Annotated in this window: 12 protein-coding genes and 1 pseudogene; 8 read left to right on the forward strand and 5 right to left on the reverse strand. The window is 72.7% G+C overall.

Annotation, left to right across the window (positions count from 1 at the left end):
- Positions 1-17: 17 nt before the first annotated feature.
- Positions 18-740, forward strand: coding sequence for a YcnI family protein (locus ACGFZQ_RS10955; RefSeq protein WP_393840062.1), 723 nt, complete (start codon positions 18-20; stop codon positions 738-740).
- A 104-nt stretch (positions 741-844) separates the two neighbouring features.
- Here the strand turns inward: ACGFZQ_RS10955 and ACGFZQ_RS10960 are convergent, their stop codons facing one another.
- Positions 845-1,720, reverse strand: a complete 876-nt coding sequence (locus ACGFZQ_RS10960; protein WP_393840063.1) for a CDP-alcohol phosphatidyltransferase family protein — start codon at positions 1,718-1,720, stop codon at positions 845-847.
- A 121-nt stretch (positions 1,721-1,841) separates the two neighbouring features.
- On the opposite strand from ACGFZQ_RS10960, the gene ACGFZQ_RS10965 reads away from it, so the two are divergent.
- The 5 genes and pseudogenes from ACGFZQ_RS10965 to ACGFZQ_RS10985 all read left to right on the forward strand — a co-directional run.
- Positions 1,842-2,825: a dehydrogenase gene (locus tag ACGFZQ_RS10965; RefSeq protein ID WP_393840064.1), complete on the forward strand. Its 984-nt coding sequence runs from the start codon at positions 1,842-1,844 to the stop codon at positions 2,823-2,825.
- 150 nt (positions 2,826-2,975) lie between these two features.
- Positions 2,976-3,374 carry a 6-pyruvoyl tetrahydropterin synthase family protein gene (locus ACGFZQ_RS10970; RefSeq protein WP_393840065.1) on the forward strand — a complete coding sequence of 133 codons (399 nt, stop codon included), beginning with the start codon at positions 2,976-2,978 and terminating at the stop codon, positions 3,372-3,374.
- On the forward strand, positions 3,371-4,582 hold the full coding sequence (locus ACGFZQ_RS10975; RefSeq protein ID WP_393840066.1) for a glycosyltransferase family 4 protein: 1,212 nt from the start codon (positions 3,371-3,373) through the stop codon (positions 4,580-4,582). Before ACGFZQ_RS10970 ends, ACGFZQ_RS10975 begins: the two co-directional genes overlap by 4 nt.
- 92 nt (positions 4,583-4,674) lie before the next feature.
- Positions 4,675-5,622, forward strand: a complete 948-nt coding sequence (locus ACGFZQ_RS10980) for an SAM-dependent methyltransferase (RefSeq protein ID WP_393840067.1) — start codon at positions 4,675-4,677, stop codon at positions 5,620-5,622.
- A pseudogene (locus ACGFZQ_RS10985) lies at positions 5,619-6,500 on the forward strand (YbhN family protein); the annotation flags it as partial. The gene ACGFZQ_RS10980 and the pseudogene ACGFZQ_RS10985, both read left to right, overlap by 4 nt.
- A 98-nt stretch (positions 6,501-6,598) precedes the next feature.
- Here ACGFZQ_RS10985 and ACGFZQ_RS10990 read toward each other — a convergent pair.
- Positions 6,599-7,357 (reverse strand): creatininase family protein, encoded by a 759-nt coding sequence (locus tag ACGFZQ_RS10990; RefSeq protein WP_393840068.1) that lies wholly within the window; start codon positions 7,355-7,357, stop codon positions 6,599-6,601.
- Positions 7,358-7,395: 38 nt separating this feature from the next.
- Here ACGFZQ_RS10990 and ribA point away from each other — a divergent pair, with 38 nt between their 5' ends.
- Together ribA and ACGFZQ_RS11000 are read left to right on the forward strand one after the other, a co-directional pair.
- Positions 7,396-8,055 carry a GTP cyclohydrolase II gene (gene ribA / locus ACGFZQ_RS10995; protein WP_351730600.1) on the forward strand — a complete coding sequence of 220 codons (660 nt, stop codon included), beginning with the start codon at positions 7,396-7,398 and terminating at the stop codon, positions 8,053-8,055.
- A gap of 55 nt (positions 8,056-8,110) precedes the next feature.
- Positions 8,111-9,256 carry an FAD-binding oxidoreductase gene (locus tag ACGFZQ_RS11000; protein ID WP_351730602.1) on the forward strand — a complete coding sequence of 382 codons (1,146 nt, stop codon included), beginning with the start codon at positions 8,111-8,113 and terminating at the stop codon, positions 9,254-9,256.
- A gap of 82 nt (positions 9,257-9,338) precedes the next feature.
- On the opposite strand, the gene ACGFZQ_RS11005 is transcribed toward ACGFZQ_RS11000, so the two are convergent.
- The 3 genes from ACGFZQ_RS11005 to ACGFZQ_RS11015 are packed head-to-tail and all read right to left on the reverse strand — an operon-like array spanning position 9,339 to position 12,529.
- Positions 9,339-10,562 carry a serine hydrolase domain-containing protein gene (locus ACGFZQ_RS11005; protein WP_393840069.1) on the reverse strand — a complete coding sequence of 408 codons (1,224 nt, stop codon included), beginning with the start codon at positions 10,560-10,562 and terminating at the stop codon, positions 9,339-9,341.
- A gap of 48 nt (positions 10,563-10,610) precedes the next feature.
- Complete coding sequence (locus ACGFZQ_RS11010; RefSeq protein ID WP_393840070.1) at positions 10,611-11,951, reverse strand: MFS transporter; 1,341 nt, start codon at positions 11,949-11,951, stop codon at positions 10,611-10,613.
- The gene (locus ACGFZQ_RS11015; protein WP_393840071.1) at positions 11,948-12,529 is read right to left on the reverse strand and encodes a TetR/AcrR family transcriptional regulator; all 582 of its coding nucleotides are present in this window, start codon (positions 12,527-12,529) and stop codon (positions 11,948-11,950) included. The genes ACGFZQ_RS11010 and ACGFZQ_RS11015 overlap by 4 nt, the downstream gene beginning before the upstream one ends.
- Between the last annotated feature and the right edge of the window lie 29 nt (positions 12,530-12,558).

Consider the following 12,558-nt stretch of genomic DNA (forward strand, 5'->3'; position numbering starts at 1 on the left):
ACGGAGATCCCTCGCCCATGTCTGCCAACTCTGCCCTGCGCCGTGCCGCCACCGTCACCGCGCTCACCGCCGCGTCGGTCCTCGTCGCCGCCGGTGTCGCCTCCGCGCATGTCACCGTCCATCCCGAGAGTTATGCCAAGGGGGCCACGGACGGTGTGCTGACGTTCCGTGTGCCCAATGAGGAGGACACGGCTTCCACCACGAAGGTGCAGGTGTTCCTGCCCACCGACCATCCGGTTCTGGGTGTCCTGGTGTCCCCGGGGGACGGCTGGACCGCCAAGGTGACCACGACCAAGCTCAAGACGCCGGTGAAGACGGACGACGGGACCATCACCGAAGCCGCCTCCGAGATCACCTGGACCGGCGGGAAGATCGGGGCGGGGCAGTTCGAGGACTTCGACGTGGCCTTCGGTCAGCTGCCCGAGGACACCGGTCAGCTGACGTTCAAGACCCTGCAGACGTATTCCGACGGCAAGGTCGTGCGCTGGATCGAGGAGGCCGGGAGCGGAGGCGAGGAGCCGGAGAACCCGGCGCCGACGATCAAGCTGACGGCGGGGGACGACGCCACGACCTCGACCGCACCGGCGACGCAGAGCAGTGCCAAGGCGACGCCGACCGCGTCGGCCGACTCCAGCGACTCCACCGCGCGGGGCCTCGGCATCGCGGGCCTGATCGTCGGCGCACTGGGCCTGGCCGCGGCCGCGTTCGCCTTCGTACGGACGCGGGGAGCAGGGTCGTAGGCGCCAACGGCCGTAGGCCTACACGCGTTGGCCCACGCTCGTAGGCAAACAACAGGGGCCCGGACCATCCCCCGGTCCGGGCCCTTGCGCCGTGCTCGGTCAGTTCACCGAACCGCCAGTTCCAGCATCTCCATCTCCTCCGCGCGCACCTCGACCCGCGCTTCCACGCGCACCGTCAGCCGCATCTCGGCCGCCCGGGCCTCCACCCGGTCCTCCTCCGCGACCGCGGCCACCGTCGGCGTCGCCTCCGGCGCCGTCACCGTCGCCTCCCGAGAGTTGCGCCACAGCCACACCACATCGCGCCCGAACGACCACAGCAGGGAGCCGAGGGCCAGCAGCGCCACCCCCAGGTTGGCCAGGTACGGGAGCAGGTCCGCGCCCGCGAGGAGCAGGCAGATGCCCTGGATCGCGGCGACGGTCTTGCGGGCCATCGACGGCGGCAGCGGGGCGTTCAGCCAGGGCGCGACCTTCGCCGCCGCGACGAACGCGTAGCGCATCGCGCCGATCAGCAGCACCCACGGGCCCAGCTGCGTCGAGACGTACACGCTCAGCACCAGGATCAGGAACGCGTCGACCTCCATGTCGAAGCGCGCGCCCAGGGCCGTCGAGGTACCCGTGTGACGGGCCACCTTGCCGTCGACGCCGTCGAGGATGAGGGCGACGGCGGTCAGGCCGACCAGGAGGGAGACCGGCGGGGAGCTCTCGAAGGAGTCGGCGACCAGGGCCGTCACCCCGCCGACCAGGATCGCGCGGCCGAGGGTGACCCGGTTCGCCGGGCCGAAGGTGCGCGGCCGGGTGCGGTGCAGGGCCCGGGAGAGCACCGCCCAGGTGGCCACCGCGAACGCGAGCCCCGTCAGCCATCCGGCCGGCCCCATGCCGATCGCCGATCCGAGCAGGACCAGCAACAGGATCTGTACGCCCGCTCCCACAGCGGTCTCCTGCTGGACCAGCCTGGCTTCGTAAGTGTTGTTCAGGGCCACCGCACGTCCTCCGGCCGAGTGACAGAGTCGATCAACGCCGCGTACTGTGCGCGGCCTGTGCACTTCTTGCTGTGCACATCTCGGTACGTGAACAACTTCCCGATCGTTCAGGAGGATGCCGATGAACCGCTCGGCCCGCGCGTTCTGGCTCCGCTCTCCAGGCCGCGGAGAGCTGCGTGACGTCACCCTCACCGAGCCCGCCGAGGGCGAGGTGCTGGTGCGCGCGCTGTACTCCGGAGTCAGCCGGGGCACCGAGACACTGGTGTTCCGCGGCGGGGTGCCGGAGAGCCAACACGCGGTGATGCGGGCGCCGTTCCAGGAGGGCGAGTTCCCCGGGCCGGTGAAGTACGGCTACCTCAGCGTCGGCGTCGTAGAGGCGGGCCCCGCTGAGCTGATCGGGCGTACGGTGTTCTGCCTGTATCCGCATCAGACGCGTTACGTCGTTCCGGTGACCGCGGTGACGGTGGTACCGGAGCGGGTACCACCGGCGCGTGCGGTGCTCGCGGGCACCGTGGAGACCGCCGTGAACGCCCTCTGGGACGCCGCGCCCCTCGCCGGCGACCGGATCGCGGTGATCGGCGGCGGCATGGTCGGCTGCTCGGTCGCCGCCCTGCTCGCCCGCTTCCCCGGCGTACGGCTCCAGCTGGTCGACGCCGACCCGGCCCGCGCCAAGACCGCCGAGGCGCTGGGCGTGGACTTCGCGACGCCCGAGGACGCCCTGGACGGCTGCGACCTGGTCGTCCACGCCAGCGCCACCGAGCAGGGCCTCACCCGCGCCCTGGAGCTCCTGGCCCCCGAGGGCACGGTCCTCGAACTGAGCTGGTACGGCGACCGGCGCATCGCCCTGCCGCTCGGCGAGGCCTTCCACTCCCGCCGCCTCACCGTGCGCAGCAGCCAGGTCGGCACCGTCTCCCCGGCCGCCCGCGCCGGCCGTACCTACGCCGACCGGCTCGCCCTGGCCCTTGACCTGCTCGCCGATCCGGCGCTGGACGCCCTCATCACCGGAGAAAGCGCGTTCGAAGAGCTGCCGGAAGTGCTCCCGAAACTCGCCTCGGGGGAGATCCCGGCGCTCTGCCACCGGGTCCGCTACGGCGACGTCGGCTGACGGAATGTCCAATGCGGGCGGCCAAGAGGTCCTGACCTGAGAAAAGAGTGAGAGTGGACTGAACACGGGGAAGCCAAGAGCCGTATTAAGGGCATCCCCCGGCAGGGATCAGCCGAGGGACCAGACGCGCCGCACCTGGAGGGTCGTCCGTTGTTCAGCATCACCGTCCGCGATCACATCATGATCGCCCACAGCTTCCGCGGCGACGTGTTCGGGCCCGCGCAGCGCCTGCACGGCGCCACGTTCCTCGTGGACGCCACCTTCCGCCGTGAGCAGCTGGACGACGACAACATTGTCGTCGACATCGGTCTTGCCACCCAGGAACTCGGCGCCGTGGTCAGCGAGCTGAACTACCGAAACCTGGACCACGAGCCGGACTTCGCCGGGATCAACACCTCCACGGAGTTCCTGGCCAAGGTCATCGCCGACCGGCTCGCCGAGCGGATCGAGAAGGGCGCCCTAGGTGAGGGCGCCCGGGGCCTCGCGGGCCTGACCGTCACCCTGCACGAGTCGCACGTCGCCTGGGCGAGTTACGAGCGTGCCCTGTGACCGACGTGACCATCGGCCGGGCACCGGCCCTCACCTACGTGCCCGCGCAGCGCGCGGCGACCACCGACCCGGCCGGCGAGAACGCCCCCGCGAACATCGGGATCCTCCCCATGTCCCTGCGCATCGTGCACTTCGTCATGCCCGGTGGTGTCGACGACCTGGCCACCCCGAGCGGCGGCAACGCCTACGACCGGCGGGTCTGCCTGGACCTGCCCGGCTTCGGCTGGCAGGTCACCAGGCACGCGGTGTCCGGCTCCTGGCCGCGCCCCGACGCGGCCGCCCGGGACACCCTCGCCCGCACCCTGCGGGACATGCCGGACGGGGCGGTCGTCCTCCTCGACGGCCTGGTGGCGTGCGGAGTCCCCGAGATCGTCGTACCGGAGGCCGAACGGCTGCGGCTCGCCGTCCTGGTGCACCTGCCGCTCGGTGACGAGACCGGACTGGATCCGGCCGTGGCCGCCGACCTGGACGCCCGGGAGCGCGCGGTGCTGCGCGCCGTGCCGGCCGTGGTGGCGACCAGCGACTGGGCGGTACGACGGCTGGTCTCGCACCACGGCCTGGCACCCGAACGGGTGCACGTCGCCACCCCGGGTGCCGACATCGCCCCGCTGGCCGGCGGCACCGACGGGGTCTCGCACCTGGTGTGCGTCGCCGCCGTCACCCCGCGCAAGGGCCAGCACCGGCTGGTCGAGGCGCTCGCGGCGGTCCGGGACCTGCCGTGGACCTGCACCTGCGTCGGCGGCCTCGGCCAGGACCCCGAGTACGTCGCCCATCTGCGGTCGCTGATCGCCCGGCACGGCCTGACGGACCGGCTGCACCTCGCCGGCCCCCGCTCCGGCGCCGACCTCGACGCCAGTTACGCCGCCGCCGACCTGATGGTCCTCACCTCGTACGCCGAGACCTACGGCATGGCGGTCACCGAGGCCCTCGCCCGGGGCATCCCGGTGCTCGCCACCGACGTCGGCGGCCTGCCGGAGGCGGTCGGTAGGGCTCCCGACGGCGGGGTACCCGGCATCCTCGTGCCGCCGGAGGACCCCGCCGCGCTCGCCGCCGAACTGCGCGGCTGGTTCGGCGAGGCGGACGTACGCCGTCGTCTGAAGGCCGCCGCGCGCGGCCGGCGGGCGGCGCTCGACGGCTGGGCGACCACCGCCCGCAGCCTGGCCGGAGTCCTGCTGAGGCTCCCCGACGAACCCCGGAGGGCGGCATGACCAGCGAGACGACGACCACTACTCCGGTCGGCGCGATCCCCGCGCAGCCCGGGCCCAGGGAAGTTACGGATGCAGGGGTGGGACGAGAGCACATGGATGCCGCAGCTTCCGGGGAGCCCGGACAGTCCGAGGTGATAGCCGGGGCCGGCCCCGTCGTACGCCTGGGCGAGCGGGCCACCGTACGCCTGCGCGAGAGCGAGCCCGAGGAGCCGCCGCGGTACGCCCCCGAGTGGCTGGAGCTGCGGGAGAGCGCGGACGCGGCCGCCCGGGCGCACGATCTGCTGGACCCGCTGCGGATCCGGCTGGCCAACCTGCCCGGCAGGGCCGGCGGGTTCGTCGTGCACGACCTGGGCTGCGGCACCGGCTCCATGGGCCGCTGGCTGGCCCCCCGCCTGGACGGCGCGCAGCACTGGATCCTGCACGACCGCGACCCCTACCTCCTGCACTTCGCCGCCGTCGCCTCGCCCCGGGTGGCCGCCGACGGCAGCCGGGTCACGGTGGAGACCCGCCGCGGTGACGTCGCCCGGCTCACCCCCGACGCGCTGATAGGCGCCTCCCTGGTGACCGCCTCCGCGCTGCTTGACGTCCTCACCAGGGAGGAGGTCGACACCCTCGCGGAGGCCTGCGCCGGGGCCGGCTGCCCCGCCCTGCTCACCCTGTCGGTCGCCGGACGGGTCGAGTTCGGCACGCCCCATCCGCTGGACGCGGAACTGACGGAGGCCTTCAACGCCCACCAGCGGCGCGGCGGGATGCTCGGCCCGGACGCGGTCACCGCCGCCTGCGAGGCGTTCGCCGACCGGGGCGCCACCGTCAAGGTGCACCCCAGCCCCTGGCGGCTCGGCCCCGACGAGAAGGCACTCACCGAACAGTGGCTGCGCGGCTGGGTCGGCGCGGCCGTCGAGGAGCGCCCCGAACTGGCCGAGCGCGCCCAGGCCTACCTGGCCGAGCGGCTCGCCGCCTGCGCGGCCGGTGAACTGCGGGTCGTCCTGCACCACAGCGATCTGCTGGCGCTCGCCCGGCCGACCGGAGGCACCTCATGACCACCCCCACCCTGGTCCGTGAGACCGCCCCCGTCACCCCGGTGACCGTGCCCCGACGCCTCAACTTCCGCGCCGTGCGCACCCACCTGGGCACCGCCGCCGGAGTCGCCATCATCGCCGTGCTGCTGTGGCGGCTCGGCACCGGTGTCTTCCTCGACGGACTGCGCCGCATCGACACCCCGACGCTCGTCATCGGCCTGGTGATCGGCGCGGTCACGACCGTGCTGAGCGCCTGGCGCTGGCAGTTGGTGGCCCGCAGCCTCGGCCTGCGACTGCCGCTCGGGCCCGCCGTCGGCGACTACTACCGCGCGCTGTTCCTCAACGCGGCCCTGCCCGGCGGGGTGCTCGGCGATGTACACCGGGCGGTCAGGCACGGGCAGAGCGAGGGCGACGTCGGGCGCGGGGTGCGCGCGGTCGTCCTGGAACGGACCGCGGGACAGATCGCGTTGACGGTGTTCGGCGCGGGCGCGCTGCTGATCCTGCCCTCGCCGGTCCGCGCCGAGGCGCGCAGCTTCGCCCCGCTGGTGGCGGCCGGCCTCGCGGGCGCCTGCGCGGTCGTGATCGCGATCCGCATGAACCGGGCCCCGGGCAAGCGCGGCGGCGCCCTGCGCGCGACGCTCGCCGAGGCCCGGCGGGCGCTGCTGTCACGGCGGAACGGGCCGGGCGTCGCGCTGTCCTCGGCGGTCGTCCTCGCCGGGCACGTCGGGATGTTCGTGGTGGCCGCCCGGGTCGCCGGCTCCGCCGCCTCCGTGGCGGCGCTGACGCCGATCGCGGTCCTCGCCCTGGTCGCCATGGGCCTGCCGCTGAACGTCGGCGGCTGGGGCCCCCGGGAGGGCGTCACCGCCTGGGCGTTCGCCGCGGCAGGCCTCGGCGCGGACAGCGGGCTCGCCACCGCCGTCGTCTACGGCGTGCTCAGCTTCGTGGCGGCCCTGCCGGGGCTGGTGGTCCTGGTCGTCCGCTGGTACGCGGGGATGCGCTACGCCCGCCCCGCGGTGAGCAGTTCGAAAACCGCGCCGAAGGAGTCGGCCAGGCTCGCCAGGAGTTCCTTCCCCTTTTCCGCCGACCCCAGGGAGGGACGGCCGATGACGCCCGACTCGGTATAGGCGGACATTCCCAGGGTGAGGAGATGACGGCGGTCGTCAGCGGTGAAATCGGCGGACTCGTGACCAGGGCGGACCAATTCGGGATGAGCGTGCAGCAGAATCGACGTCTCGATTTCTCCCGCGTGCATGTCGGTGAGCGCCGAGGTCTCCACCCCGGACCGTCCGAGCGCTGTCTCCCAGTCCTCCGCGGCCGGGTACAGCGCCATCCGCTCCCCCCGTGCGGACGCCTCCTGGACGACATTGCCCAGCACGTAGTTGCCGCCGTGGCCGTTGACCACGACCAGTGCCTCGACGCCCGAGCGGTGCAACGATTCTGCGATGTCCCGGACCACCGCGTGCAGGGTCACCGAGGAGATGCTGACGGTCCCCGGCCAGGCCGCGTGCTCGTGCGAGCAGGAGACCGTCACCGGCGGAAGGAGGTGCACCGGGAACGCGGCGGCGATCTCCCGGGCGACGGCACAGGCGACGAGGGTGTCCGTCGCCAGCGGCAGGAAGGGGCCGTGCTGTTCGAAGCTTCCCACGGGAAGGACGGCGACCTGAGTTGAAACGCCCGCCCCCCTGGTCCGTACCTCTTCCGTGGTGTCCGCCGGCAACAAGCCGTATGCCGCCGTACGCGCGCCCGAACCATTCATCTTTTCACGGCCTTTCGTCTCCTCTTAGGAATCAGATCATGACAGAGAACATCGGCGTACTCGGCAAGAAGTCCCCACGGCGTTCGGGCGTGGAACGCGTCGTCAATGCACCGCTGCCCACCGTTTACGGGAAATTCCAGGCGATCGGCTACCTGGACCACGAGCGCGGTGACGAACAAGTGGCCCTGGTCTACGGGGACATCGACAGCGACCGGGTGCTGACCCGGCTGCACTCGGAGTGCCTGACCGGTGACGCGTTCGGCTCCCAGCACTGCGAGTGCGGCGACCAGCTGGCCGCCGCCCTGCGCGCGGTCGTGGCAGAGGGCAGCGGCATCGTCGTCTACCTGCGGGGACACGAGGGCCGCGGCATCGGTCTGCTCGCCAAGCTGCGCGCGATGGCCCTCCAGGCGGAGGGTCTCGACACGGTCGAGGCCAACCTCGCGCTCGGGCTGCCCGTCGACGCCCGCGACTACGGCGTCGCCGCCGGCATCCTGCGCGACCTCGGGGTGAGTTCGGTCCGCCTGATGTCCAACAACCCGCGCAAACGCGAGTCCCTGGTACGCCACGGCATCGAGGTCGCCGAGACGGTCCCGCTGCTGATCGAGCCGTGCGAGAACAACATCACGTACCTGCGGACCAAGCGCGAGCGCCTCGACCACGTGCTGCCCCACCTGGACGCGGTCGCGCACTGGTCCTGAGGTACCGGGTGCCCTCCCGGGGAAGGAACAGGGGAGACCGACAGGAGGCGCACGCGTGAATCTTCGGGCCCAGGTCGTGATCATCGGCGGTGGGGTGATGGGCACCAGCATCGCCTACCACCTGGCGAACGCGGGAGTCCGTGACGTCGTCCTCGTCGAACGGGACGAACTCGCCGCCGGATCCACCTCGAAGGCCGCCGGCGGAGTGCGCGCCCAGTTCTCCGACGAGCTCAACATCCAGCTGGGCGCGCGCAGCCTGGCCGCCTTCGCCCGCTTCGGGCAGGAGATCGGGTACGACATCGGGCTGCGCCGCGTCGGCTACCTCTTCCTCCTGTCCACCCCCGAGGAGGTCGCCTCCTTCGAGGCCGGCGTCCGCCTCCAGAACCATCTCGGCGTGCCCAGCCGGATGCTCACCCCGAAAGAGGCGGCCCGGCTCTCCCCGCTGATCGCCACCGACGGACTGCTGGCCGCCGCGTACTCCCCGGACGACGGCCACTGCACCCCCGAGTCCGTCGTGCACGGCTACGCGGCCGCCGCCCGCGCCCACGGCGCCCGGGTACTGCGCCACACCGAGGTCACCGGCATCGAACGGGACGGCGCCTTCGTCACCGCCGTGCACACCACCCTCGGCCGGATCGCCACCGACACGGTGGTCTGCGCGGCCGGGGCCTGGTCGCGGGCGGTCGGCGCGATGGCCGGCGTCGACTTACCCGTACAGCCGCTGCGCCGTCAGATCGCGGTCACCGAACCGGTCCAGGGGCTGCCGCCGACGCTGCCCATGACCATCGACTTCAGCACCAGCCTGTACTTCCACGCCGAGGGCCCGGGACTACTGCTCGGCATGTCCGACCCGGACGAGCGGCCCGGCTTCGCCACCGACCCGCACGACCGCTGGATCCCGCGCCTGTGCGCGGCGATGGAGCGGCGCGCGCCCGCCCTGCTCGACCTGCGGCGCACCGGCGGCTGGGCCGGCCTGTACGAGAACACCCCGGACCACAACGCCCTGATCGGCGAGGCGACCTCGGTCTCCCGGTTCCTGTACGCCACCGGGTTCTCCGGCCACGGCTTCCTCCAGGGCCCGGCCGTCGGCGAGGTGATCCGCGACCTCTACCTGGGCCGCGCCCCCTTCCTCGACGTCCGTCCACTCGACGCCGGCCGGTTCGCCGCCGACGCCTCCCGCCCGGAGACCAACCTGGTCTGACCGGACGCCCCTTGACCCGGGAACGTCCCAGTCCTGGATCAGCCCTGGATCAGTCCTGGATCAGTCCTGGATCAGCCCTGGATCAGTCCAGGATCGTCTCGTGGACCAGCCGGCGCAGCTCCGGGAGGATCTTCAGGGTCTTGGGGCGCACCTGGGTGTGGAACTGCACGGTCAGGTCGTGGGTGGGGTCGACCCAGAAGGCGGTGGTGGCCGCACCGGTCCAGCCGTAGCTGCCGGGGCTGCTCGGCGAGAGGGTGCGGGCGGGGTCGATCACCACCGAGACGCCCAGGCCGAAGCCGAGGCCGTCGTTGCCGGGCTCCTGGTGCGGCGGGGCGCCGAAGACCCGCAGGTCGGTGCCGCCGGGCAGGTGGTTGCTGGACAGCAGGCCGACCGAGGCGGGGGAGAGCAGCCGGACGCCGTCCAGCTCGCCACCCCGGCGCAGCATCTCCATGAAACGGTGGTAGTCGTAGGCCGTCGCCGCGAGGCCGCCGCTGCCGGACAGCAGGCGGGGGCGACCGCGCAACGGCAGCCCGGGAATCGCCGCGAGGCCGCCGTCCTCCGTCTCGCCGTACAACTCCGAGAGCCGGTCGGCCTGTTCGGGCTCGATGTGCAGGCCCGCGTCCGGCATGCCGAGCGGGCGGAAGATCCGGTCCGCGAAGAACTCGTCGAGCCGCTGCCCGGAGACCACCTCGATGACCCGGCTGAGCACGTTGAAGCCGACGGAGTAGTTCCACTGGGTGCCCGGCTCGAACTGGAGGGGCATCCGCGCGTACACCTGCATGGTCTCGGCGAGGTCCGCGCCCGTCGGCACCGAGAACTCCAGGCCCGCCTCGCGGTAGCGGGCGTCCACCGGATGCGAGTGGTAGAACGCGAAGGTCAGCCCGGCGGTGTGGGTGAGCAGATGCCGGATCAGGATCGGCCCGTCGGCCGGCCGGGTCACCATGGTGTCGCCCGAACCGCTCACGTACACCCGGGGATCGGCGAACTCGGGCAGCAGGCGGCCGACCGGGTCGTCCAGGGACAGCAGGCCGTCCTCCACCAGCAGCAGTATCGCCACCGCGGTGACCGGCTTGGTCATCGAGTACACCCGCCAGATGGTGTCCGGCTCGACGGGCAGTCCGGCCGCGCGGTCGCGGTGGCCCTGCGTGGTGAGGTGGGCGATCCGGCCGCCGCGCGCCACGGCCACCAGGTAGCCGGGCAGGCGCCCTTCGTCGACGTAGTGGGCGAAGTGCTGGTCGAGGCGGTCCAACGCCTTCACGTCCAGCCCGACCTCACTGGGGTCGACTTCCTGTCGCAGCTGTGCCATCGCTCTCCTCGGGTCGTGTCGTCCCGCTGTGCGGTCCGACCTCGGACCTCATCGTCGCGCAGGAACAGGGAAACGGTCCCGCTCATCCGCGTGTGGTGTGACGGACGCTATAGAAGAGGCGCCGGGTAAGGGAGACGCGGCCGCCACGCCGAGCGCGGCCAGGAACGCCAGTACGAGCAGCGGCTTTACGACCCCTGACCCCACCAACGTGCCCGCCACGGCCACTCCCAACGCAGGCCCGAGGTTGAGCGCGGTCTGCTGCACCCCGCCCGCCACCCCGGCCGACCCCACCTCCGCCCGCCGTACGACGACCTGGGTCGCCGCCACCATCACGGTGCCGAACCCGGCACCCAGCAGCCCGAACCCGCCGTACAGCGCGGGCGCCGCCGAGGGCCGGATCAGCAGCAGGACGCCGAGCGCGAGGAGCGCCATCGCCGTCGCGGTGGTGCGGCGCGGGCCGAGGCGGCGCAGGAGGACCGGGCACGCGGCGGCGGACCCCACCATCAGTACCGGCAGCGGCAGACTGCGCAGGGCGCTGGCGAACGGATCGAGGCCGAGCGCGCGCTGCAGGGCGTACACGGCGACGAAGAGCGTGCCGGACAGGGCCGCCGAAGCGGCGACCAGGATGCCGAGGGCCGCCCCGACCGCCGGGGCGCCGATCAGCCCGGGCGGCAGCAGCGGACTCGCCGACCTCCGCTCGTGCCGGACGAACGCCACCCCGGTGACCACGGCCACCGCGAGGCTCACCGGCGTACCGGTGACCAGTCCGTGTACCAACCCGGCCGCGGTCACCGCCAGCAGCACCGCGCCCGGCACGTCCAGCGACGTGTGGACCGCGGACTCCTGCTCCCGCCGGGCCAGCGCGAGCACCCCGAGGACGGCCGCCGGCAGCACATGGAGGAAGAACACCGCCCGCCAGCCCAGCCCCGTCACCAGTGCGCCGCCGACCAACGGCCCGGCCGCGGCGGACAGTCCGATGGCCGCGGTACGCACCGCGAGCGGTCTGGCGAGCCGGTCCGGCGGGTACCCGGCCCGCAGCATGCCGAGCGTGGCCGGTTGCAGCAGTGCCCCGAACACACCTTGTACTGCCCGCAGTCCGATCACCCAGCCGATCCCGGGCGCGAGGCCGACGCCCGCGGAGGCGGCGCCGAAGCCGAGCATGCCCAGCCCGAACATCCGCCGCTGCCCGTACCGGTCGCCGAGCCGCCCGGCACACACCAGCAGGCTCGCCACCGCGATGAGATAGGCGGTGCTGGTCCACTGCACTTCGGCGAAGGATGCGTGCAACTCCCGTTGCAGGGTGGGCTGGGCGACCGTGAGGACGGTGCCGTCCAGAGCGACGACCATGGCGCCCACGACACTGCTCGCCAGCGTCAGCCGCCTGTTCACCGGCCCGCCTCCGGCCCGAGGTGGGCGTCCAGCGCCGCACGCAGCAGCGGCGCGAAGTCGTCGGCGCCGGTGGCGAGTCGGAGGCTGCCCCAGGCCCACAGCTGGGCGATGCCGTGCAGGTTCGCCCACAGGGCGCCCGCGACGATCCATGCGTCCGCACCGGGACGCGCCTGGCCGACCAGGTCCGCCAGCAGGCCGAACAGCGGCAGGCTGGTCTCCCGCAGCCGCAGGTGACCGCTCTCCAGCAGATCATGACGGAACATCAGCTCGTACATGCCCTGGTTGTCCCGCGCGAACTCCAGGTACACCCGGGCCAGCGCGGCGACCTGTGCGCCCGGCGCTGCCCTTTTGTCACCCCGCGCCTCCCCTGCGCGTACGGCCAGTTCGGTGAAGCCCCGGCGTGCGATGGCGGAGAGCAGTTCGAGATGCGTGGGGAAGTGGCGGCGCGGTGCCCCGTGCGAGACCCCGGCCCGGCGGGCGATCTCCCGCAGGGTCAGCGCCCCGGCGCCCTCGGCGGCCACCAGGGCCACGCCCACGTCGACCAGCCGGTCCCGCAAGCTCATGTCGGACTCGCTCATGGACACTGTTTACCAAGGGGCAGTAGACA

This window comes from Streptomyces sp. NPDC048254, from assembly GCF_043201895.1.
GTDB lineage: Bacteria > Actinomycetota > Actinomycetes > Streptomycetales > Streptomycetaceae > Streptomyces.

Bases quoted from the DNA above. Each gene is read 5' to 3' on its own strand.
- ACGFZQ_RS10980 (WP_393840067.1), top strand. From the start codon at position 4,675: ATGGATGCCGCAGCTTCCGGGGAGCCCGGACAGTCCGAGGTGATAGCC.
- ribA (WP_351730600.1), top strand. From the start codon at position 7,396: ATGACAGAGAACATCGGCGTACTCGGCAAGAAGTCCCCACGGCGTTCG.
- ACGFZQ_RS11005 (WP_393840069.1), bottom strand. From the start codon at position 10,562: ATGGCACAGCTGCGACAGGAAGTCGACCCCAGTGAGGTCGGGCTGGAC.
- ACGFZQ_RS11015 (WP_393840071.1), bottom strand. From the start codon at position 12,529: ATGAGCGAGTCCGACATGAGCTTGCGGGACCGGCTGGTCGACGTGGGC.
- ACGFZQ_RS10955 (WP_393840062.1), top strand. From the start codon at position 18: ATGTCTGCCAACTCTGCCCTGCGCCGTGCCGCCACCGTCACCGCGCTC.
- ACGFZQ_RS10990 (WP_393840068.1), bottom strand. From the start codon at position 7,357: ATGAATGGTTCGGGCGCGCGTACGGCGGCATACGGCTTGTTGCCGGCG.
- ACGFZQ_RS10965 (WP_393840064.1), top strand. From the start codon at position 1,842: ATGAACCGCTCGGCCCGCGCGTTCTGGCTCCGCTCTCCAGGCCGCGGA.